19 protein-coding genes and 2 tRNA genes are annotated in these 21,073 nt (G+C 54.3%); 10 read left to right on the top strand and 11 right to left on the bottom strand.

From position 1 onward, the window contains the following. Window positions 1-36: 36 nt before the first annotated feature. Entirely contained in the window at window positions 37-2,154 is a 2,118-nt protein-coding gene (locus ACXUPB_RS14910) for a carboxy terminal-processing peptidase (RefSeq protein ID WP_335598017.1), read from the bottom strand. A gap of 138 nt (window positions 2,155-2,292) precedes the next feature. Between ACXUPB_RS14910 and ACXUPB_RS14905 the strand changes: the two genes are divergently transcribed. Next, window positions 2,293-3,600, top strand: coding sequence for a M18 family aminopeptidase (locus ACXUPB_RS14905; RefSeq protein ID WP_472953155.1), 1,308 nt, complete (start codon window positions 2,293-2,295; stop codon window positions 3,598-3,600). Between the two features lie 79 nt (window positions 3,601-3,679). Here ACXUPB_RS14905 and ACXUPB_RS14900 read toward each other — a convergent pair. The 9 genes from ACXUPB_RS14900 to ACXUPB_RS14860 form a co-directional block, all read right to left on the bottom strand. Then, window positions 3,680-3,756, bottom strand: a tRNA-Met gene (locus ACXUPB_RS14900). Window positions 3,757-3,833: 77 nt separating this feature from the next. Then, window positions 3,834-4,925, bottom strand: coding sequence for a redox-regulated ATPase YchF (gene ychF / locus ACXUPB_RS14895; RefSeq protein ID WP_035560108.1), 1,092 nt, complete (start codon window positions 4,923-4,925; stop codon window positions 3,834-3,836). Between the two features lie 104 nt (window positions 4,926-5,029). Continuing rightward, window positions 5,030-5,617, bottom strand: a complete 588-nt coding sequence (gene pth, locus ACXUPB_RS14890) for an aminoacyl-tRNA hydrolase (protein WP_179916166.1) — start codon at window positions 5,615-5,617, stop codon at window positions 5,030-5,032. A 155-nt stretch (window positions 5,618-5,772) separates the two neighbouring features. Then, on the bottom strand, window positions 5,773-6,414 hold the full coding sequence (locus tag ACXUPB_RS14885) for a 50S ribosomal protein L25/general stress protein Ctc (RefSeq protein WP_035560113.1): 642 nt from the start codon (window positions 6,412-6,414) through the stop codon (window positions 5,773-5,775). A 96-nt stretch (window positions 6,415-6,510) separates the two neighbouring features. Further along, window positions 6,511-7,452 (bottom strand): ribose-phosphate pyrophosphokinase, encoded by a 942-nt coding sequence (locus tag ACXUPB_RS14880; protein WP_009287569.1) that lies wholly within the window; start codon window positions 7,450-7,452, stop codon window positions 6,511-6,513. Window positions 7,453-7,510: 58 nt separating this feature from the next. Continuing rightward, window positions 7,511-7,585 (bottom strand) — tRNA-Gln (locus ACXUPB_RS14875). Window positions 7,586-7,742: 157 nt separating this feature from the next. Beyond that, window positions 7,743-8,597: a 4-(cytidine 5'-diphospho)-2-C-methyl-D-erythritol kinase gene (gene ispE / locus ACXUPB_RS14870; RefSeq protein ID WP_472953153.1), complete on the bottom strand. Its 855-nt coding sequence runs from the start codon at window positions 8,595-8,597 to the stop codon at window positions 7,743-7,745. 9 nt (window positions 8,598-8,606) lie between these two features. Further along, window positions 8,607-9,254 (bottom strand): lipoprotein insertase outer membrane protein LolB, encoded by a 648-nt coding sequence (gene lolB, locus ACXUPB_RS14865; RefSeq protein WP_472953152.1) that lies wholly within the window; start codon window positions 9,252-9,254, stop codon window positions 8,607-8,609. Window positions 9,255-9,326: 72 nt separating this feature from the next. After that, window positions 9,327-11,090, bottom strand: coding sequence for a tetratricopeptide repeat protein (locus ACXUPB_RS14860; RefSeq protein ID WP_472953151.1), 1,764 nt, complete (start codon window positions 11,088-11,090; stop codon window positions 9,327-9,329). A 305-nt stretch (window positions 11,091-11,395) separates the two neighbouring features. On the opposite strand from ACXUPB_RS14860, the gene hemA reads away from it, so the two are divergent. From hemA to ACXUPB_RS14835, 5 genes are all read left to right on the top strand, one after another. Beyond that, window positions 11,396-12,709, top strand: coding sequence for a glutamyl-tRNA reductase (gene hemA / locus ACXUPB_RS14855; protein WP_472953150.1), 1,314 nt, complete (start codon window positions 11,396-11,398; stop codon window positions 12,707-12,709). After that, window positions 12,706-13,794: a peptide chain release factor 1 gene (gene prfA / locus ACXUPB_RS14850; protein ID WP_008957335.1), complete on the top strand. Its 1,089-nt coding sequence runs from the start codon at window positions 12,706-12,708 to the stop codon at window positions 13,792-13,794. Before hemA ends, prfA begins: the two co-directional genes overlap by 4 nt. After that, entirely contained in the window at window positions 13,794-14,654 is an 861-nt protein-coding gene (gene prmC / locus ACXUPB_RS14845) for a peptide chain release factor N(5)-glutamine methyltransferase (RefSeq protein WP_472953147.1), read from the top strand. The genes prfA and prmC overlap by 1 nt, the downstream gene beginning before the upstream one ends. Window positions 14,655-14,819: 165 nt before the next feature. Next, on the top strand, window positions 14,820-15,320 hold the full coding sequence (locus ACXUPB_RS14840; protein ID WP_035586613.1) for an Lrp/AsnC ligand binding domain-containing protein: 501 nt from the start codon (window positions 14,820-14,822) through the stop codon (window positions 15,318-15,320). Between the two features lie 4 nt (window positions 15,321-15,324). Next, on the top strand, window positions 15,325-16,080 hold the full coding sequence (locus ACXUPB_RS14835; protein WP_472953145.1) for a HesA/MoeB/ThiF family protein: 756 nt from the start codon (window positions 15,325-15,327) through the stop codon (window positions 16,078-16,080). A 244-nt stretch (window positions 16,081-16,324) separates the two neighbouring features. Here the strand turns inward: ACXUPB_RS14835 and ACXUPB_RS14830 are convergent, their stop codons facing one another. Next, the gene (locus ACXUPB_RS14830; protein ID WP_472953143.1) at window positions 16,325-17,092 is read right to left on the bottom strand and encodes a class I SAM-dependent methyltransferase; all 768 of its coding nucleotides are present in this window, start codon (window positions 17,090-17,092) and stop codon (window positions 16,325-16,327) included. Window positions 17,093-17,343: 251 nt separating this feature from the next. On the opposite strand from ACXUPB_RS14830, the gene ACXUPB_RS14825 reads away from it, so the two are divergent. From ACXUPB_RS14825 to ACXUPB_RS14810, 4 genes are all read left to right on the top strand, one after another. After that, complete coding sequence (locus ACXUPB_RS14825) at window positions 17,344-17,823, top strand: metallophosphoesterase family protein (protein ID WP_335598026.1); 480 nt, start codon at window positions 17,344-17,346, stop codon at window positions 17,821-17,823. 143 nt (window positions 17,824-17,966) lie between these two features. Then, window positions 17,967-18,770: an endonuclease/exonuclease/phosphatase family protein gene (locus tag ACXUPB_RS14820; protein WP_472953140.1), complete on the top strand. Its 804-nt coding sequence runs from the start codon at window positions 17,967-17,969 to the stop codon at window positions 18,768-18,770. Further along, complete coding sequence (clsB, locus tag ACXUPB_RS14815) at window positions 18,761-19,966, top strand: cardiolipin synthase ClsB (protein WP_472953138.1); 1,206 nt, start codon at window positions 18,761-18,763, stop codon at window positions 19,964-19,966. Before ACXUPB_RS14820 ends, clsB begins: the two co-directional genes overlap by 10 nt. Before the next feature lie 5 nt (window positions 19,967-19,971). Further along, on the top strand, window positions 19,972-20,952 hold the full coding sequence (locus ACXUPB_RS14810) for a lysylphosphatidylglycerol synthase domain-containing protein (RefSeq protein WP_045812091.1): 981 nt from the start codon (window positions 19,972-19,974) through the stop codon (window positions 20,950-20,952). Window positions 20,953-21,073: the final 121 nt, after the last annotated feature.

Below are 21,073 nucleotides of genomic sequence, written 5' to 3'. Positions count from 1 at the left end.
CCGGCGTTTTTTCTCAGTGTGCTTTAACCGTGCGTATTAACGCTTAGCCGCTAACCGCTGAGAATCCTGCAGATGGACGTAATCGAGAAGTATCTCTGCTGATTCCAGCACGTAGGCGCGATCGACGGCCAGTGCTTCATCCTCTTCGCTTTCGCTCTCTTGTGAGGCAGCAGCATCACTCTCTTCGCTGCCTATTCCTGCTGTGGCGTCTGTCCGAGCGTCCATCCACTCATCCAGCTCTTCCAGGCCCAGCGCACGGCGGCGTTGGTTTTCCAGTGAGAGCTGTTCGGCTTCCTGGGCTTCCATTTCACGCTCGCGCTGTTCGCGGTTTAAGCTCACGCTGGTGTGCTGTTCGCGTAGCTGACGAGCGAGTGTGGACTGGCGTTCAAGATAGCGGAAATTGGCATTATCCTGCGCACGTGCATCATGTTGGGTAATGAGTTGCTCCAGCATGTTTTCAGGTTCGCCATAGCGGCGATATTGAACGTTCTGAACAGTATCCCATGCTAGTGCGTTATCCAGGCTGCTTTCACCAATACGCTCGGGGTCGATCAGGCTGGGGAAGTCGATATCCGGCTCTACGCCGCGGTTCTGGGTGCTATCGCCAGAAATACGGTAGAACTTGGCGCGAGTTAGCTTGATCTGGCCATGGCTCAGGTCATTAAGCGTTTGCACGGTGCCTTTGCCGAACGTAGGCGTGCCGAGCACTAGGCCGCGACCGTAATCCTGAATAGCGCCAGCGAAAATTTCCGATGCAGAGGCAGAGAGGCGGTTCACTAAGACGCCTAACGGGCCGTCATAGAGCGTGCCTGCTTCGCTATCGCCGTAGAGCTGGATGCGGCCCTGGGCGTCGCGTACCTGTACGGTGGGGCCGCGATCAATAAACAAGCCGATCAATGAATTGGCTTCTTGCAGGGCGCCACCGCCATTGTTGCGCAGATCAAGCACGATACCTTCTACACCCTCTTCTTTGAGGCGTTCGACTTCTTTGGCAACATCGCGTGTGGTACTGCGATACTCCTCTTCACCGGCTTGCCAAGCGTCAAAATCAACGTAGAACGTGGGCACGTTAATGACCCCAAGGCGGTGCGGCTCGCCGTTGCGCTCGACTTCAATGATTTCACTACTGGCAGCTTGATCTTCAAGGCTGACGGTATCGCGGGTAATTTCAACGATCTGCGAGCGAGTCATATCGACTGCTTGGGCAGGTACTACATCTAAACGAACGATGGAGCCTTTAGGACCACGAATTAAGTCAACGACGTTATCCAGACGCATACCGACGACATTAACCATCTCGCCTTCTTCCTGGCCAACAGCGATGATGCGGTCTGCTGGTTCCAAGACGCCTGCGCGTTCTGCCGGGCCACCGGGTACTAAGCTTGCGACTTTAACGTACTCGCCGTCCGATTGAAGCAAAGCGCCGATCCCTTCAAGAGAAAGGCTCATCTGAATATCAAACGACTCACCCTGGCGGGGGGAGAGGTAGCCGGTGTGCGGGTCGATGCTGCCAGTGACCGCTGCCATTAGTACGCCAAACACGTCTTCAGGCTCGGTTTGCTCCAGACGCGTCAGTTGGCCTTCATAGCGCTGACGCAGATTGGTTTCAATCTGTTCGCTGTCCTGGTCGGTTAAGGCAAGGGTTAAAGCGTCATTTTTGAGCCGTTTGCGCCACAGCTCGTCGAGTTCACTTTGCCGGGAGGCCCAGGGGGCGTCTTCACGATCAATCTCTAAGCGTTCATTGCTTTCAAAGTTATAATCAAGGCCTTCATCGAGCTGAGTAAGTAGCGACTCAACGCGGGTGCGTTGACGTTCACTAAACGCATTATACAAATTGAAAGCGTCATCTAGGTCGCCACTAAAAATGGCGTCTGCCATGCTGGTCTCTAAATGGCGGTAGGCTTCGATATCACTGCGCAGTAGGTAAGCGCGCTGACCGTCAAGAATATCCAAGTAGCGTTGGAAGGCATCCTGCGACCACGCTTCGTCAAAAGTAATATCAGCATAGTGGCCGTAGCGGAGTGAGTCCGCAATTTCCACCGCCGCCTGGCGTTGTTCATCGGTCGGTTCAAGTTGCGCTAAGGCGGCTGGGCTGGTGATGACCAGCATGACAGCCAGGGCGACCGAACGCGAAAGCGTTGCAAACAAGCTCATCAGTCAAGCTCTCCCGGATTTGTGTACACTCATTCTTCCCTAGACCCGCATATGACTCATGAGTTGCGTAGGTCGAGGGAGTATTGTAGCAGGTCACCTGCGTTCTGAGACTCAATCATTACTGTTATGAGGATTTCCATGTCGGAGACTTTCAACGCTGATCGTTTAACGCGGTTGTGCGATTTTCTGCGCCAATCACCAACTCCGTGGCATGCGGCGGGCAATATGGCTGCACGATTGGAGCAAGCCGGCTTTCAGCGGCTGGAAGAGAGGGCTAATTGGCAGCTCACGCCGGGCAAGCGCTACTATGTTATCCGGAATGACTCGGCGATTGTTGCGTTTCAACTGCCTGAGTCTGAATTAACGGCGCTGCGTATGATAGGTGCGCATACCGATAGCCCGGGGCTGCATCTAAAGCCTAATGCCACTCAGTGCTCAGCGGGTTGGCTGCAATTAGGCGTGCAAGTATACGGCGGTGTTTTGTTGGCACCGTGGTTTGACCGTGACCTGGGGTTGGCAGGGCGGGTGCATGTGCGCCATGCCGATGGTCACCTGGAAAGCGTATTGCTCAATGTTGACCGGGCGATTGCCATGGTACCGAGCCTGGCGATTCACCTTGATCGTGACGTGAACAGTGGCCGCCCGCTGAATCCGCAGACGCAAATGGTGCCAGTGTTAATGCAGAGCGAAACGGCGACGCTAGCCGAGTTGCTGGCCCAGTGGTTAGAAGAGCAGCACGGCCTGCGGGCAGTGGAAGTGGTTGATTTTGAATTAGGCTTTTACGATGTTCAGCCGCCGTCACTGGTTGGCGTTAAGCAAGAGCTGGTGGCCAGCGCCCGGTTGGATAATCTGCTTTCCTGCTTCATTGGTTTAGAAGCGCTTCTGGATTGCGACGGTAGTCAAGGGGCCCTGCTGGTGGCTAACGATCATGAGGAAGTGGGTAGTGCCAGCGCCTGTGGTGCTCAAGGCCCTTTCCTGGCGGATGTGCTAAAGCGCATTAATGGTCAGCTGGAAGGCAAGGGTAGTGATGAGTCACTGATTCAGCTGATTCAGTCGTCGCTGATGATCTCTTGTGATAACGCCCATGCGCTGCATCCCAATTTTCTCGACAAGCATGATGAGCGCCACGGTCCGGCGATTAACGGCGGCCCGGTGATCAAAGTGAATGCGAGCCAGCGCTATGCCACTAATAGTGTTACCGGCGCGCTGTTTCGTGATGTGTGTCGTGAAGCGGATGTCCCGGTGCAGTCGTTTGTAACCCGGGCAGATATGGGTTGCGGCAGCACGATTGGACCGATTACCGCTACCGAGTTAGGCGTACCCACCATTGATGTTGGTATCCCTCAGTGGGCGATGCACTCCATTCGAGAAACCGCGGGTACTAAAGATGTGGAGTACCTCACTCGCGCGCTGACGCAATTTTTAAACCGCACCACGTTGAGTTGATCGTATTGCGCCCACAGCCACAGCCGAGTTAAAGCAAAAAAAGCCCGCTGACAGAATCAGCGGGCTTTTCAATAAGCTTTGGTGGCTACGCCCTGATTTGAACAGGGGACCCCATCATTATGAGTGATGTGCTCTAACCAGCTGAGCTACGTAGCCTTTCAACGGGGGCGAATGATACTGATAACACTGATTTTAGTCAATGTTTTATTGCTGAGAATGTTGGCGTCGCCGTTTTATACGTTAAAACGGAAGTGCACTACGTCGCCATCTTTAATAATGTACTCTTTCCCTTCCAGGCGCCACTTGCCAGCATCTTTAGCGCCTTGCTCGCCACCCAGCGAAACAAAATCGTCATAAGCGACGACTTCGGCACGAATAAAGCCTTTCTGGAAGTCGGTGTGAATGACGCCTGCTGCTTCTGGGGCTGTTGCGCCTTCTTTCACTGTCCAGGCGCGAACTTCTTTAACACCGGCAGTGAAGTAGGTTTGTAGACCCAGCAGTGAGTACCCTGCACGAATGACTCGGTCAAGGCCCGGCTCATCCATGCCCATCTCACTCAGGAACATGGAGCGTTCTTCATCGTCCAGCTCGGCGATTTCAGCTTCCAGCTGATTGCACACGGGGACTACCAGCGCGCCTTCCTCGGCGGCAATTTCATTAACAATATCCAGGTAGGGATTGTTCTCGAAACCGTCTTCATTGACGTTGGCGATGTACATGGTGGGCTTCAGGGTTAAAAAGCCGAAGCTCTTAACCTGACGCTGCTCTTCTTCGCTCAAACCAAAGCTGCGTAATGGCAAGCCCTCTGCAACATGGGGCTGAATACGGTCAAGAATCGCCTTGGTGGCAATGGCGTCTTTATCGCCGCCTTTTACCGAACGTACCAGGCGCTGGCTGGCTTTTTCGACGGTATCAAGATCCGCAAGCGCCAGCTCTAAATTGATCGTTTCGATATCGGCGCGAGGATCGACCTGATTGGCTACATGGATAACATTGTCGTTATCGAAGCAGCGCACCACGTGGGCAATTGCCTGGGTTTCACGGATGTTGGCCAGGAATTTGTTGCCCAAGCCTTCGCCTTTGGAAGCGCCAGCGACCAAGCCCGCAATATCAACGAACTCCATGGTGGTCGGCAGTACTTTTTGCGGCTTGACGATCTCGGCGAGCTTATCAAGGCGCGGGTCCGGCATCGGAACGATACCGACGTTTGGCTCAATGGTGCAGAAAGGGAAGTTTTCTGCATCGATGCCTGACTTCGTCAGTGCATTAAATAGCGTGGACTTGCCGACGTTAGGCAGGCCGACGATGCCGCAATTGAAACCCATAAAATGTTCCTGAAAATAAGGTGGTAGGGCGTAAATATAATCGCCATTCTACGAGATGCGCTAGCCGTCAGCTACCGGCGTCACTAGCCAGCTTTCGATAGCGTTTATTCTGACTTAAGGCTGTGTAACTGGTTCATCGCTTTGGCCCAGTCTCCCGCTAGCGCTAATGGCAACGTGGTGATGCACTCATCAATGGCGCGAGTGATCGCTTCTTGTTCGGCCTTGCCGGGCCGCCCCAGTACATAGTTAGTGACCTGGCGTGCCTCGCCAGGGTGGCCAATGCCGATACGTAGCCGGTGAAACTGCTTTTGATCGCCTAGCGCGCTAATGATATCGCGTAGGCCATTATGACCGCCGTGCCCACCGCCAGTTTTGTAGCGTGCCTGCCCTGGCGGAAGGTCAAGTTCATCGTGGGCGACCAGCAGATTGTCGGGTGTCAGTTTGAAAAATTGGCTTAAGGCCGCTACTGCGGCACCACTGCGATTCATAAAGGTGGCGGGGTTGAGTAGGTGCAGCTCATGGTCGCCTAGGCGGACTTTGGCATAGTGGCCAAAAAACTTCTTTTCCGGGCGCAACTCTGCATGCGCGCTGCGCGCAATTGCATCGACCAACCAGAAGCCGGCGTTATGGCGAGTGGCGTCATACTCCGCGCCGGGGTTACCTAATCCAATAATGGCCTTTACCTGGCTCATATTCCCACCTCATACCCATTTCTAGGAGAAATTTTTGACATCGCGCCAGCGCCAGCCCTAAAAAAAATCAAGCGCCGAGGCGCTTGATTCTAACATCATGTCAGCATCACGAGAGCCATGCAGGCATGGCCCTCGGAAATGCTTAACGGGACTGCTTACTCGGCGTCGGAATCTTCTTCGCCTTCGCCTTCACCGTCTTCATCTTCTTCAGTACGTACTTTTACTTTAGTGACGCTCAGTACTGCATTGTCGTGCTCTTCACCGTGGGACAGGTCAACAGAAGTGACGCCGGCCGGCAGGGTAAGGTCAGACAGGTGCAGCGTAGTGCCAAGCTCAACAGCAGCGATATCGACTTCAATGAAGTCAGGCAGATCTTTCGGCAAGCAGCTGATCGCAATTTCGTTGGCCAGTACGTGCAGTTCACCGCCTTGGTCTTTAATGCCTACACACGCTTCTTCGCCCGTCACATGCAGCGGCACGTTCATGGTGATTTCGTGGGTAGCATCAACGCGCAGAAAGTCGGCGTGCGTTAGCAACGGCTTGAACGGGTGACGCTGCAGGTCACGAACAACCACTTGCTCTTCTTTGCCCTCGATCATCAGTTTGATGACCGAAGAGAAGAAGGACTCGTCTTCAATCGCTTTGTAGAAAGCAGTTTTTTCTACAGAGATAGACTGCGCGCCTTTTTCACCACCGTATACAACGGCAGGTACTTGCTGGTTCGCACGACGCAGGCGGCGGCTCGCACCTTTCCCCAGGTCGTTACGAACGCTGGCTTTCAGGATAAAATCAGACATGGAATTGCCTCTTAGTTTAAGTAAGGAAGACGCCACCGACCGCGACCAGACGCTGGCGTTTCCGTGGCCCCAGAAGGGGGCTATATCGTCAGGCGTTTAGTGGAACATCGCGCTGACAGATTCTTCGTTGCTGACCCGACGAATCGCTTCCGCGATCAGGCCGGCAACGCTCAACTGGCGAATTTTTCCGCTACGACGGGCAACGTCAGATAGCGGGATGGTGTCGGTCACCACCACTTCATCCAGGACGGAGTTGGTAATATTATCGACCGCTGGGCCGGACAGAATCGGGTGCGTTGCATAAGCCACGACGCGCTTGGCGCCGTGATCTTTGAGCGCCTCACCGGCTTTACATAGCGTGCCTGCGGTGTCGATCATATCGTCGACCACGACGCAGGTGCGGCCTTCAATCTCACCAATAATGTGCATCACCTGGGCTTGATTAGCCTGGGGGCGACGCTTGTCGATAATGGCGAGATCGGCATTTAACTGTTTGGCGATGGCGCGGGCACGAACAACACCGCCAACGTCAGGCGAGACCACAACAAGGTCACTGTAATTCTGGCGCTCGATGTCATCTAGCAGGATGGGCGAGCCGTAGACGTTGTCGACCGGAACATCAAAGAAGCCCTGGATCTGATCAGCGTGTAGATCCATGGTCATTACCCGGTCAACGCCTGCTTTAACCATCATGTCCGCGACTACTTTGGCGGATATCGGCACCCGTGCGGAGCGCACGCGGCGATCCTGGCGGGCATAGCCAAAGTAGGGCAGTACCGCGGTAATGCGAGTTGCCGAGGCGCGACGCAGTGCGTCGACCATCAGGATCAACTCCATCAGATTGTCGTTGGTCGGTGCACAAGTGGATTGCAGGATGAAGACATCCTTACCGCGCACGTTCTCATTGATCTCGACTGCGATTTCGCCGTCGCTGAATTGACCCACCGTAGCGTTACCCATACGGCTGTCTAAGCTCTCGGCAATTTTTTGAGCGAGTGCGGGATTAGCATTCCCGGCGAAAACCATCAATTTTGACACGCGCAGCCACCTTTGCAGTGTTGGGAATCAGGGGTAAAAACGCAGGCCATTGTTGGGTTGGCTGGGGTACCAGGATTCGAACCTGGGAATGCCGCTACCAAAAAGCGGTGCCTTACCACTTGGCGATACCCCAGCAATAACCTAACGCGCTGACCGGGCGCTTTTAACTGCCCAGAGCAGGACTCTAAATAGCCCAGAGCGAGGCTGTAATAGCCCAGAACGAGGCTGTAATAGCCCAGAGCGGGGTTATAAACTGCCCAGAGCGGGATTGTAAACAGCCCAGAGCGGGATTATAAACAGCCCAGAGCATCATGTAGGGGAGAGGTGTTGAGCCCGTGTGCTACCCATGTCGGCCAACGTTGACCCGCTAATTGCGCGATTGCTTGTGCTGCTTGCTGCGTCTCAAAAGCAGCAAACAAACAAGCGCCCGTGCCGGTCAACCGACTAGGTGCGTGCTGTGCGAGCCAGTCAAGGGCTTCCGCGATTGGCGGATAGCGTTCCTTTACGACGGCTTCACAGTCATTGCGCCACTCCGGCGCTCCCCCCTGCAGTGCGCGCGCCATAGTAATGGGGTGGCTGTCACGTGTCAATTGCGGGTCCTGGAAGACGCCCGGTGTAGGCACGCTTATGCCGGGGTGAATAATCACGAACCAAGGAGTGTCCAGTGTCACCGCGGTAAGCTGCTCACCTACTCCTTCAGCCCAGGCGCTATGGCCGTGCACAAAGACAGGCACGTCGGCCCCAAGCTGCAGACCTAAACGTGCTAATTCGTCTAACGACAGATGAAGCTGCCAGAGGTGATTGAGCCCCACTAGTGTAGTGGCCGCGTTGGAACTGCCGCCACCTAAGCCACCGCCCATGGGCAGCTGTTTTTCTATGGAAAGGGTTGCCCCTAAGCGAGTGCCGCAATGGCGCTGCAATAAACGGGCGGCACGCACAATCAGATTGTCATCGTGGTTTACGCCGTTGACCTCATGGGTTAGCTGGATATCTCCATCATCTCGGCTAGCCAGCGTAAGGTGATCATTAAGGTCAATAAACTGAAATAGCGTTTGGAGTGCGTGGTAGCCGTCTTCACGACGGCCCACTATATGCAGCATGCGGTTAAGCTTGGCCGGGGCGGGTAAAGTAAGTTGCGCGTTCATTTAAACGGTTTACTCGTCGCTAGCTTGCCACTGGTTAACGACCAGCGTGATACGTACATCGCCGTAGTTCATGATTAACCGGCGCGGCAGCCACATGCCTTCAAACTGCTCCCAGTCGCGGTAGTCGATTTCCCAGCCGTCTTGTGCCAAGCGGCTTGGGAAGCCGAGCTCATCGGTTTCCAACTGATAGCTGTCATTTTCGCTGGGTAGGCCACGCACCCAGTCTGGCATGGCGCTAACCGGCAGTGACCAGCCAAGCTGCTCTTCCATTAAAGCTTCCGGCGTTTCTGCTTCAAAGCGCCCATCACTATTGGAGAGCGAGAAGCGGCCTTCACGGCCTTCAAGTACATTACGCCCGCCACCAAACGGTCCGCTGATCAGCATGCGGAAATAGTAGGGGGTTTGATTCCAGTCCAGGTTGGCGCTGACGTTCTCTTCTGGAGTACGCAATCCGGCTTTGCCAACGAGCGTCCAGGAATCGAATGCCTCTACATCGGCCTGCTGCCGCTCCCACTGGCCTGCTTGTCGGCCACTTTCATCTACCGGGCCTTGCGAAGCGCACCCAGCAAGGAGTAAGAGAGTAAGACCCACAACCCATAGCCGCGGGGAAGGAAGTGCAACGGGTGAGCGTAAAGGAAGGGACGTCAGTGTCGGCATAAACAGGCTCCATGTTAGGTGATGACGGCGCAAGAGTAGCATGATCGGTGCGCTTAATCGGGTGGTGTAGCGTTAGGGTGTCTCTTGGGGTGTTAGTTCAGGATAGCGCTTAAGCAAATCGTCAATCTGCGGATGCAGGTTGGTTCGCTGCATAATCTGCTCGATCAGACGGCGCGCCTCTTCTTCACGACCTAGTGCCTGCAAGACCTCGGCTAAATGGGCAGCGACCTCTTGATCGGGTATCTGTGTATAGGCGCTTTCAAGCCAGGGAAGCGCTTCTTCTGGCTGCCCAAGGCGGAAATAGGCCCAGCCCATGCTGTCGAGTACGGCGGGGTTGTCTGGGTCGGCTTCGTAGGCGCGCTCAATCAGTTCAAACGCCTCTTGTAGGCGCCCAGGCAAGTTGAGATCGGCCAGCGTGTAACCCAGCGCATTGAGCGCTTCGGCATTGTCAGGGTCGGTGCGCAGCACTTGACGTAAATCAGCCTCCATTCCCGCAATGTCGCCAGCTTCCCAGCGGCGCATAGCGCGCATATAAAGTAGTGAAGCATCATCCGGTGTGCGGGTGATTTCACGGTCTAATAGCGCATTGGCCTCTTCGGTCTGATTGGTTTCGTCCAGCAACTGAACTTCGAGCATCACCAGCTCAGTAAAGTAGCTGTCAAAACGCATCCGTTCGATGCGCAGAAAAGCGCGGGCATCAAGCAGACGATCTTCTTCAATCAGCATTTGCGCCGCAGTCGCGCGAGCGGGCACAAATTCATCCCCCTCGTTGACTTGGCGGTAATAAAGTAGCGCGTTGTCGGTATCGCCTTGGGCCTGGGTAATCGCCCCGAGCAGGTAATAGGCTAGATTCGGCACCTCTGGCTGGCCAATCAGCGGCTGCAGCAGGCGTTGGGCGGGTTCGGGGTGCCCCTCTTCCAGATACAGCTGTGCCAGCGATAAACGTAGATCCTGGTTACCGCCATGGCTCTCCAGCAGTGCGTTAGTTTGCGTCTCGGCCGCACTGATGTTGTTGAGGCGAATCTCGGCCTGGGCCAGTAGCAAAATAAATCGCACATCGTCAGGGGCGAGTTCCAAGCCCTGTTGTGCCGCCCGCTGAGCAGCGGAGTAGTCTTCCATCTCTAGCGCAAGGCGTGCTCTTACCAACCATAACGCCGCTGATTCAGGGTCCAGCAGCGCGACTTGATTAAGCCGCCGCTGGGCAGCGGCGGTGTCGCCAAGCGTGGCTTCAATCAGCGCTGTGCCCAGCAGTACATCGCTGTGATGTTCTAACTGGTCAGCGTTGGGCTGGGCTAGGTGCGCGTGCAACTGCTGAGCAATTAAGGTGAGTGGCGCTTCTTCTGTCACCGCAATTTCTGCAAAGGCCGTCAAATCTCCATGGCCGCCAGCTTCGACAATATCAATACGCTGCTCAAGGCTGTCGAGCCAATCACCGCGCTGTAATGAAAAAGCCGCCAATAAGCGATTAGGTGCTTCTGCTTGTGGGGCCAACTCACGCCAACGTAGCGCAGAAGCCTCTATTAAAGAGGCCTCATTACCAAAGCGGGCGGCGAACGTCGCACGCTCGGCAAGTGCTGGCTCGCGATAGCGATTAGCCGCTTCTAGGTAGCCCTGGCTTGCGTAACGGTAGTCGCCACGCTGGCCAGCAAGCTCGGCGCCGAGCAGCGTGCTTAGCCCAGCGGCATCCAAGCCACGGGTGATCGGCGGCGCATTGCGCATCGGATCGTCGGCCCAGGTGCCGAGGGGGCCATCTTGTGGGCTAGGCGTAGATTGGCAGCCGCTCAGCAGCAGAGCAGCAGAGGCAGCCACGGGTAGTAGTATCGAATGCCGTAACATAGAGCTCACTAATGAGAAGCCTGAACAGGTAGAGCCCATTAATACAGGGCCCGATAATGAAAAGCGAGGCCGAATGCTCAGCATAGCGGCTTGCCTGCCTGCGGCAAAGTGGTGTGGGCCAGATGATAGCCTGCTGTGATAGAATGTTCCTCCTTGAAAAAGTGGTCAGCAATCTTTATGCCTATTTTATAGGCAGCGCTTGAACCACACCAAAGACTTGTTTGAGCAAGCCCTAATTGACGGTGCGGCCGCTTTAAGACCGGCGGTCGGCGAAAGTCCGACACACTAGCGAAGACGCATAACGCATGACGCTTCTTGCCCTGGGAATAAATCATCGTACCGCCAGCGTGGCCGTGCGTGAGCAGGTGGCTTTTTCGCCCGCGCAGCTTGACACTGCGTTGGCTGAATTACGCAATCTGCCACAAATTAGTGAAGCGGCGGTGCTATCGACCTGCAACCGCACGGAGCTTTACTGCGTCACGGATGCGGCTGGCGAGCAGGCGGTACTCAATTGGCTTGGACGCTTTCATAACTTACGCGTCGATGAGCTGACCCGCTGTGCCTACCACTATCTAGACAACGATGCGGCGCGCCATTTAATGCGTGTAGCGGTTGGCCTGGATTCCATGGTGTTGGGCGAGCCGCAGATTCTGGGCCAGTTGAAAGATGCCTATCAACAGGCGCGTGAGTCGAAAGGGTTGGGCGGTGAGCTTGAACGCCTGTTCCAGCACACCTTTGCGGTGGCCAAACAGGTACGTACTGAAACCGGTATTGGCAAAAACCCTGTCTCAGTGGCCTACGCGGCGGTCAGTATGGCCAGCCGCATCTTTGATGATTTTAGCCGTTCACGCGCGCTACTCATTGGCGCTGGTGAAACCATCGAACTGGTCGCTCGGCATTTACACGAAGCCGGTGTTCGCCAGCTTACTGTCGCCAACCGCACCCGCGAACGTGCCGAGCTCGTGGCAGGCCCCTTGGGGGGTACGGCGATTACCCTGCAAGAAATTCCTGAAGCCCTTGAGCATGCCGATATCGTCATCTCTTCCACCGCGGCCCCGCTGCCTATCCTCGGTAAAGGGATGGTGGAGCGGGCGCTCAAGAAGCGTCGTCATCGGCCGGTATTTATGGTCGATATCGCCGTGCCGCGTGATATCGAACCCGAAGTGGGCGAGTTGGCCGATGTATTCCTCTATACCGTCGACGATCTGGAAGAGGTGATTCAAGAGAATCGCCGCCATCGCCAAGTCGCCGCCGAGCAAGCCGAGTCGTTGATTGAACACGGGGTGGGCAGTTGGCAGCATGAGCGACGCATTCGCAACGGCGGAGAGTTGATTCGCGACTATCGTCAGCATGGCGAGGCGCTGCGCGATCTTTCACGCGATCAAGCGTTAGAGCGGCTGGCGCGCGGTGAAGACCCTGCTAAAGTCATTGAGCGCTTGGCGCATCAATTGACCAATCGCCTGTTGCACCAGCCGACTCAAGCCATACGTGATGCCGCATCAGAAGAGCATCATGACTTGCTGAATGCCGCGCCGCGCCTGCTGTTGCCTACTAAACCAGCCTTTGAAACCACGCCAGCGCCCCCGGTTAAACGCCAGAAGGATGATACGCCCGCATGAAAGAGACTTTGCGCCAACGCTTAGACAGCTTTACAGAACGCTTTGAAGAGCTGGCGATGCTGCTGTCTGATCCTGAAGTGATCAATAACCAGCAGCGCTTTCGCGACTACTCACGAGAATACTCCGAGTTAGAGGAGCTGGTGGCCGCGTGGCAGCGCTATCGTGACATTGAAACCAATATGCATGAAGCCGAGCAGCTTAGCCGCGACAGCGACGCTGACATGCGCGAATTGGCGGAGATGGAACTGAGCGAAGGGCGTGAGCGGTTAGAAGAATTAGATATTGAGCTTAAGCGTCTGCTGGTGCCGAAAGACCCTGACGATGGGCGTGGGGTGTTTTTAGAAGTACGCGCAGGAACCGGCGGCGACGAGGCTGCTATCTTTGCCGGTGATCTGTTCCGCATGTATTCGCGTTATGCGGAAAAGCGCGGCTGGCGGGTCGAAATCGTCAGCGCCAGCCACGGTGAGCAGGGCGGTTACAAAGAGATCATCTCCCGGGTGAAGGGCGATGGTGTTTACGCCCAGCTAAAATTTGAATCCGGCGCCCATCGGGTTCAGCGCGTACCGGCGACCGAATCTCAGGGGCGCATTCACACGTCTGCCTGCACCGTCGCGGTCATGCCTGAGGTCGATGATGTCGGTGATATCGATATCAACTCGGCCGATTTGCGTGTGGATACCTATCGTTCCAGCGGTGCTGGCGGCCAGCACGTTAACACCACCGATTCCGCCATCCGCATTACTCACCTGCCTACCGGCGTGGTAGTGGAGTGCCAGGAAGAGCGCAGCCAGCATAAAAACCGTGCCAAAGCGATGTCGCTGCTGGCAGCCAAGCTCAAACGCAATGCGGTAGATTCCCAGCGTCAGGAGCAAGCCGATGCCCGCCGCTCGCTGGTGGGCTCGGGGGATCGCAGCGAACGCATCCGCACCTACAACTTCCCGCAAGGTCGCATCACCGATCACCGTATTAACTTGACCCTGTATAAACTGAATGAAGTGGTCAGTGGCGAGCAGTTGGACGATGTGATTAATCCGCTGATTCACGAGTATCAAGCGGAACAGCTTTCAGCCCTTCAGGACGTCTAATGTCGCTTGATGCGCTGTTGAAACAGGCGGCACAAAGGTTACAGGCGGCGGGGTCTACCTCGCCGCGTGTTGATGCTGAAGTACTGATGTGCCATGTGCTTGAGCGGGATCGTACCTGGCTTTACACCTGGGGCGATAAAATGTGTTCTTCCCAGGAGCATTCGCGCTTCGATGCACTCATTGACGCACGTACCCAGGGCACACCAGTGGCCTACCTAACCGGCGCGCGTGAATTCTGGGGGCTGCGCTTAGCGACCTCTCCCAATACGTTAATTCCTCGTCCCGATACTGAAACGTTAGTTGAGCTTGCACTTAGTCGAGCAACTTTGCCCACTGGCCGTCTGCTTGACCTTGGAACCGGCACTGGCGCCATTGCGCTGGCGTTTGCCAGTGAGCAGCCCGATTGGCAAGTGCTAGGCGTCGATGTGCGCGATGAGGCGGTCGAGCTGGCAGCAAACAACGCGAAAGCCTTGGGTATTACCAACGCTCATTTTCTGTTGAGTGATTGGTTTAGCGCGCTGGAAAGCGATGCTGAGGCCGGTACGCTTTTCGATATTATCGTTAGCAACCCGCCTTATATTGCTGCCGATGACCCTCACCTTGCCGAAGGCGATGTGCGTTTTGAGCCTCGCTCTGCGCTGGTTGCAAACGCTGATGGCATGGCGGATTTGTTGCACTTGGTGCAGTCTGCTCGGCACTATTTGACAGCGTCCGGCTGGCTGCTGCTTGAACACGGTTATACACAGGCGGAAAAGGTACGCATGGCACTGAGCAGTGCTGGCTATCAGAACGTTGAAAGTGTGCGTGACCTGGGAGGGCATGAACGGGTTACCCTAGGGCGTCTAATAACAGCCACTTAAACTCAACGGGTTAAAACGACAGCGCTAACATCAACAACCGCTGCAAATCCTCAAGCGCTGATGTTGAGAGGCTATTTTAATAACTAACTGATTGATTAGAATTTGTATATAAATGGTCTGATCACTCAGCGCCATTTAGTACAACCTTTAGCAAGAGACTCTGGCATGAAACCTAAAAATAGAACGCTGGACCGTATCGATCTTAAAATCCTGCGCTGTTTGCAGGACAATGCGCGTATTTCGTATGTTGATTTGGCCTCGGAAGTAGGGTTATCCACAACCCCTTGTCTTGAGCGCGTTAAACGTTTGGAGAAGGCTGGCATTATTCGCGGCTATCAGGCAATTCTCGATCCGCGTGCCTTGAAGGCCAATTTATTAGTCTTTGTCGAAATCAGTTTAGAAACACAATCGCCCGCCGTATTTGATGAATTCCGCCGCGCGGTCGAGAAACTACCCCAGATTCAAGAGTGTCATTTAGTATCAGGTCAGTTCGACTACATTTTAAAGTGCCGTATTCCCGAAATGTCGGCCTATCGCCAACTGTTGGGCGATGTGGTGTTAACGCTTCCTGGGGTGAAAGAGTCAAAAAGTTATGTGGTGATGGAAGAGGTGAAAGAGAGTTTCAATTTACACATCCCCGCCTTCGAGGAATTTGAGGATAAATAAGCCGATGATGGATGATCAGGCACTGTTGCGCTATAGCCGTCAAATCATGCTGCCCGAAGTGGATATCGAGGGCCAAGAGCGCCTGCTATCTGCTCACGCCGTGATTATTGGGGCAGGTGGCTTGGGCTCGCCAGCGGCGCTTTATTTAGCGGCTGCTGGGGTAGGGCGGATCACCATCGCGGATGCCGATCACGTCGAACTTTCTAATCTTCAACGCCAAATTGCCCATCAGCAGGCAAGCGTAGGAGTAAATAAAGCCCAATCCGCCCAGGCCAGCATGCAAGCGCTTAATCCGTACTGTGACATCGTGGCGATAGACCAGCATGTAGAAGGCGCAGCGCTTGAGCGCTTAGTGGCTTCAGCGGACGTGGTACTGGATTGTACCGACCGTTTTTCAAGCCGTTATGCCGTCAATGCGGCGTCACAAAAGGCCGGAGTTCCATTGATTTCCGGCGCAGCCATTCGTTTTTCAGGCCAGCTGGCCGTCTTTGACCCTCGCAATGTCGAGTGCCCTTGCTACGCTTGCTTATATCCACCCGATGACAGTGGTGACGAAGCTCTTAGTTGCGCAGAGAGTGGAGTCATGGCGCCACTGGTAGGCTTGATCGGCAGCTTTCAAGCGGTTGAAGCCTTCAAACTACTAAGCGGCGCAGGCACTACTCACCAGGGGCTGTCCACTTTTGACGGTTTAAGCGGACAATGGCGGCATTTTCAAGCTCGCCGTGATCCCGCTTGTAGCGTATGTGCCCAGTACCGTTAGGCATGCAGATAACAACAAGGCTCCTATCACCCGTTTATGTTTCAGTTTGATCGTGCTGGACAGCTTGGCTCTTAGTAGCGGCAGGTTTGTCGGGAGTTGATTTTTTAGGGGGCACCGTCAGTACTGCTCAGAGGTGAGGTCTTTTTAGCGCTGACTGAACTATCAATAACAGTACTTTTTAATCTCTCGTTGTCAGGTTTCATATCGATATCGGCGGCTTTTTTATTTAGAAGCTTGTCAGTTTTTATGCCCGGGCTGAAACGCGCAGGCGTACATAATCGGCTGTCCAGTTTCCTTGCGCATCCCGTAGGCTGTGGCCTAAAAGCGTTAAGGTATTTTCCAGCACGGTCTCTCGCACATCTTCATCAAGCCCATGTAAAAACGGGCTGGCAAACGTTTCAAGCCATCCAGTCATGCCCGTAGGCAAGGGAGTGGGGCGAGGAATCAGCTCAATGCTTTCTACTTTGAAACCTACGGTTTCCAGTCTATGGCCGTACTCATGTGTGGTAGGAAAGTACCAGGGATGGCGTCCGCGCGCACTAATGCCGCGGAACTGCAAGGCTGCAATCAGGGCGGTGCAAATAGCGGCTACATTGCCATGGCCACCAAACTCAGCCACAAACCGGCCCCCTGGCTTCAACGCCCGCTTAACGCCCGCCAAAACAGCCTGAGGGTCAAGCATCCAGTGCAGTGCGGCGTTGCTAAACACGGCGTCAAACTCGTGATCAAAGGGCAACTGATGGCCATCGACCACGCGTGCGGTGATCCCGCGCTGTCGTGCTGCCTCCACCATCTCTTCTGAGGCATCGATCCCTAGTACATTAGCCCCTAATTGCACTAAGCGCTCTGTCAGCGCGCCATCGCCACAGCCAAGATCCAAAATGCGTTCGCCGGGTTGAGGCGCTAACAGCTTGACGACTTCGCAGCCTAGCTTAGGCACAAAATCAGCATTCTTGGCGTAGCCGTTGGCGTTCCACTTTTGCCCGGGTGCGTTTGGAGAAATATTGGTCATGTCGGCTTCCTGGCGTCGTTATTATTCCATCAAGGGGCAGTCATATAATGATAGCCAGCATAGTATAGCTTGCTGTTGCTTAATCTATTAGATAGATAAAAATCTAAAACAATGACATCACGACATTTCCGCTTATTTAAAAATATGATCTATTTGAGTAATGTTACGTAGCGTTCTATCAATAAAAGCGACGAAATTGTTACTACAACAAAGTTCAAAAAAGCGAGAAAACCGTATTAATGAACTCATCAATGCCGAGTTACAACATTGCTTCTCCCGTCGGACTTATTGCCGATACTCACGGGTTGTTGCGTGATGAAGCACTTGTTCTGCTGCAGGGGTGCGAGCTAATACTGCACTTGGGAGACGTGGGCAACAAAGAAGAGGACAAAGCGATCTTGGAACACCTGGAAGCTCTGGCGCCGGTTCACTGCGTGCAGGGCAATATCGACACGGCAACATGGGCGGGGAGCTTGCCGGTGCATCAGGACATTATGGTCAATGACCATCATCTGCACCTTGTTCATCGTTTAGCGGATTTTGACCCATCGACCCCATGCGATGCCGTTCTGCACGGCCATTCTCATAAACCTCGCAACGAAACCCAGTCAGGAAAGTTGCTCTTTAATCCAGGTGCGGCGGGAAAGCGTCGGTTTAAGCTTCCCATTACGTTAGGCAAATTATGGGTTGATCAACGCGGTATACGCGGGGCGATAATACATTTGTTGTAATTTGTTCTGTCGCGTTGCTCTCCAGCGATTGCCATTGGCACCAAGAAGAGGCTGGTAAAAGGCAAGACCAAGGCTCTCCTGCTACGCTTTTCCTTGATGGGTTGCCCTATGGGCCATGTCATGGAGCAGAAGGGGAGTGTTCGGTGAGCGCCAAGGAACAGTCTGCAGCTAAGGAGTCTGCAACAAAACAATCACGCCTTATTACGCCTGTCGCGTCGTTACAGGTCATGACGCTCAATGTGCACAAGGGATTCAATGTATTTAATCGACGTCATATCCTGCCGGAACTACGTGAGGCGGTAACGACCCTATCTGCAGACTTGGTCTTTCTTCAGGAAGTGATAGGCGAGCACCGAAAACATGCAGTTCGCTTTCATGATTGGCCCAGCGTGCCCCAGTACGAATACCTCGCTGACACGTTATGGCCAGACTTTGCCTATGGTCGTAACGCTGTTTACCCAAATGGCGATCATGGCAACGCGCTGTTATCCCACTACCCGATACTGCAGTACGACAATAAGGATGTCTCCATTCAGGACACCGAAAAACGTGGCCTGCTGCATTGCCAACTGGATGTGCCTGGCCACAGTGGAGTACATGCCGTTTGCGTTCATCTCGGGCTACGTCAGGGGCATCGCCTAGCGCAAATGAAGCTACTGTGTGAACTGCTCGACACCCTACCGGATGACGAGCCGGTTATTGTGGCGGGAGACTTCAATGACTGGCGGCGTCAGGCAGACCATGTGCTGGCGGAATGTGGGCTGTTTGAAGCATTCGTGCACCATTATGGTCACCCAGCGAAGTCGTTTCCGGCGCGCTGGCCGCTGCTGCGCCTTGATCGTATCTATGTGCGTAACGTTTCAGTGCGTAACCCCCGCGCATTGTCTCGAAAGCCCTGGACTCACCTGTCTGATCACGTACCCCTCATTGCCGAGATATGCTTGTGAATTTCCAATGGACGGAAAGTAACGAAGCCGAATTATTAATCAATGGAAGTCAGTATTTTAATAGCGTATTTGACTGCATTCGTTCGGCTCGCGAAGAAGTATTGATTGAAACCTTCATCATTTTCAACGATGAAGTGGGGCGGGAGCTAAAGGAGGCCCTACTTGACGCTGCCGCTAGGCAAGTACGTATAGACGTCACGGTAGACGGCTATGGGACGGCGGATCTGGACAACGACTATATAACAGAGCTGACAGACGCTGGTATTCACCTGCATGTTTATGACCCCAAACCGCGCTTGTTCGGTATGCGTACTAACCTGTTTCGCCGTCTTCACCGTAAGATCGTCGTGGTAGATGGCGATGTGGCTTTTATCGGCGGTATCAACTTCGGCGCCGATCACCTGCCCGATAAATATGCCATGGGCAAGCAAGATTATGGCTTGCGAGTAAGGGGCCCGATTGTAAAGGACATTCGTGATGCTGCTGGAGCGCTCCTGGTAGAGCATCAGGCGGTACAGGAACTACCGCAGATCCGGGCGTTGCCTCCCCGCACTGGCAGCGCCGCTATAAGGCTGGCCATTCGTGATAACAGCCTTCATCGTAATGATATCGAAGAGCATTATCTCCAAGCATTTCGTTCGGCGCAGTCACATCTAGTCATTGCCAATGCCTACTTCTTTCCCAGTTATCGTCTCTTTCATGAATTGCGAAACGCGGCGCGACGGGGCGTTAACGTCACACTGATCTTGCAGGGCCGCCCCGATATGCCCTGGGCTAGGATGTTCTCCAGCTCGCTTTACAGCTATATGTTGCAGCAGGGCATTAGTATTTTCGAGTATACCGAGCATCCTTTACACGGAAAGATCGCGATCGTTGATCATGAATGGTCAACGGTGGGATCAAGCAATCTCGATCCACTCAGCCTGTCACTGAACCTGGAAGCCAATCTGTTCGTTCGCGACGCTGGGCTCAACCAACAGATCCATAAACACCTATCTGAGCTTATCGAGAGCAGTTGTAAGAGGATAACAACCGAAGCCGCGGAAAAAGGTCGTTGGTGGCGGGCGCCGCTTATGTTCGTGAGTTTTCATTTCCTGCGTCATTTTCCTAAGCGAATGGGATGGTTACCCGCTCATGTGGCTCGAATGGAAACGTTGGCGCCGAGGTCGCGGAAGCCCAAGCGTGCACAGGAGTGAGCCGGATGCAGTCAAACAGCAAAAAAGCGAGCGCTAAACTGCGCAGTGCCTGGGGTCGTTGGCTGAAGCACGGCGTCACTTTGCTGCTCTTTATGGTGGTCGCGATCTTGTTATTTTCACTGGTCCAGAATATGGACTGGCAGGCCGTTATCGAAACGCTGCGCGGCTATAGTCCCGCCCTGGTCATGATGGGGCTTGGCATTACTGCCGCAAGCTTTGCCGTCTTCAGCAGTTACGATCTGCTGGGCAAGTTTTATACCGGCCATGAGCTGCCTATCAAGCAGGTGCTGCCGTTAGCCTTCGTATGCTACGCCTTTAACCTCAATCTGGGCGCCTGGGTTGGCGGCATTGCCTTGCGCTATCGACTATACACAAAGTTTGGCCTTAAAGTGGCGACCGTGACGCGTGTGCTGAGTGTGAGCTTAACCACCAATTGGCTGGGCTATATGCTACTTGCCGGGACGCTATTTACGCTTAGGCTGATTGAGTTGCCTGAGCACTGGCAAGTTGGCACGCTAGGGTTGCAGGTTATTGGGGCGGGGTTATTGCTTGTTTGCCTTTTCTATCTGTCAGCGTGTTGTTATTCACGGCGACGCACCTGGCAATGGCGGGGTCATGAAATCGTTCTCCCTTCGCTACGACTAGCTCTGCTTCAGATGTTGCTGGGCGCGATTAATTGGTCCTTGATGGCCGCGCTTGTCTACCTACTGCTACCCCAGGGCGTTTTCTATCCTACTATCCTCGGGATTCTTCTTGTCAGCAGTATTGCGGGTGTGGTGACTCATATTCCCGCAGGCCTGGGTGTGCTTGAAGCTGTGTTCATCGCTTTGTTGCAACATCAAGTGGCTAAGAGCGAGATTCTCGCTGCTTTGATCGGTTATCGCGCCCTCTATTTTTTGTTTCCCCTGGCGCTGGCGTGCATGGTGTACCTACTGCTGGAGCGCTGGAGCAAGAAACAACAAAGAGAGTCAGAGTCACGGCACTAAAAAGAGGGCATTTAAAAGGTAGCCATGCTATAGCCACCAGCAGAAGAGCGATTGGCATTCGATGCTGGCAGAAACTGGTGAGGTTTCGGCATAGCCGATAGGATAAGAGGGTTATGCTAGG

The sequence above is a fragment of the Vreelandella sp. DA03-1M genome (assembly GCF_055725665.1).
Note: the sequence above shows the minus strand (reverse complement) of the source record. Positions and strands in the feature narration are given on the sequence as shown.

Coding starts and splice junctions, on each gene's coding strand:
- ACXUPB_RS14830 (WP_472953143.1), bottom strand. CDS start 17,092: ATGACCAATATTTCTCCAAACGCACCCGGGCAAAAGTGGAACGCCAAC.
- ACXUPB_RS14885 (WP_035560113.1), bottom strand. CDS start 6,414: ATGTCTGATTTTATCCTGAAAGCCAGCGTTCGTAACGACCTGGGGAAA.
- ACXUPB_RS14905 (WP_472953155.1), top strand. CDS start 2,293: ATGTCGGAGACTTTCAACGCTGATCGTTTAACGCGGTTGTGCGATTTT.
- ACXUPB_RS14825 (WP_335598026.1), top strand. CDS start 17,344: ATGCCGAGTTACAACATTGCTTCTCCCGTCGGACTTATTGCCGATACT.
- ACXUPB_RS14810 (WP_045812091.1), top strand. CDS start 19,972: ATGCAGTCAAACAGCAAAAAAGCGAGCGCTAAACTGCGCAGTGCCTGG.
- pth (WP_179916166.1), bottom strand. CDS start 5,617: ATGAGCCAGGTAAAGGCCATTATTGGATTAGGTAACCCCGGCGCGGAG.
- lolB (WP_472953152.1), bottom strand. CDS start 9,254: ATGCCGACACTGACGTCCCTTCCTTTACGCTCACCCGTTGCACTTCCT.
- ACXUPB_RS14860 (WP_472953151.1), bottom strand. CDS start 11,090: ATGTTACGGCATTCGATACTACTACCCGTGGCTGCCTCTGCTGCTCTG.
- ychF (WP_035560108.1), bottom strand. CDS start 4,925: ATGGGTTTCAATTGCGGCATCGTCGGCCTGCCTAACGTCGGCAAGTCC.
- ACXUPB_RS14910 (WP_335598017.1), bottom strand. CDS start 2,154: ATGAGCTTGTTTGCAACGCTTTCGCGTTCGGTCGCCCTGGCTGTCATG.
- clsB (WP_472953138.1), top strand. CDS start 18,761: ATGCTTGTGAATTTCCAATGGACGGAAAGTAACGAAGCCGAATTATTA.
- ispE (WP_472953153.1), bottom strand. CDS start 8,597: ATGAACGCGCAACTTACTTTACCCGCCCCGGCCAAGCTTAACCGCATG.
- prmC (WP_472953147.1), top strand. CDS start 13,794: ATGTCGCTTGATGCGCTGTTGAAACAGGCGGCACAAAGGTTACAGGCG.
- hemA (WP_472953150.1), top strand. CDS start 11,396: ATGACGCTTCTTGCCCTGGGAATAAATCATCGTACCGCCAGCGTGGCC.
- prfA (WP_008957335.1), top strand. CDS start 12,706: ATGAAAGAGACTTTGCGCCAACGCTTAGACAGCTTTACAGAACGCTTT.
- ACXUPB_RS14835 (WP_472953145.1), top strand. CDS start 15,325: ATGATGGATGATCAGGCACTGTTGCGCTATAGCCGTCAAATCATGCTG.
- ACXUPB_RS14840 (WP_035586613.1), top strand. CDS start 14,820: ATGAAACCTAAAAATAGAACGCTGGACCGTATCGATCTTAAAATCCTG.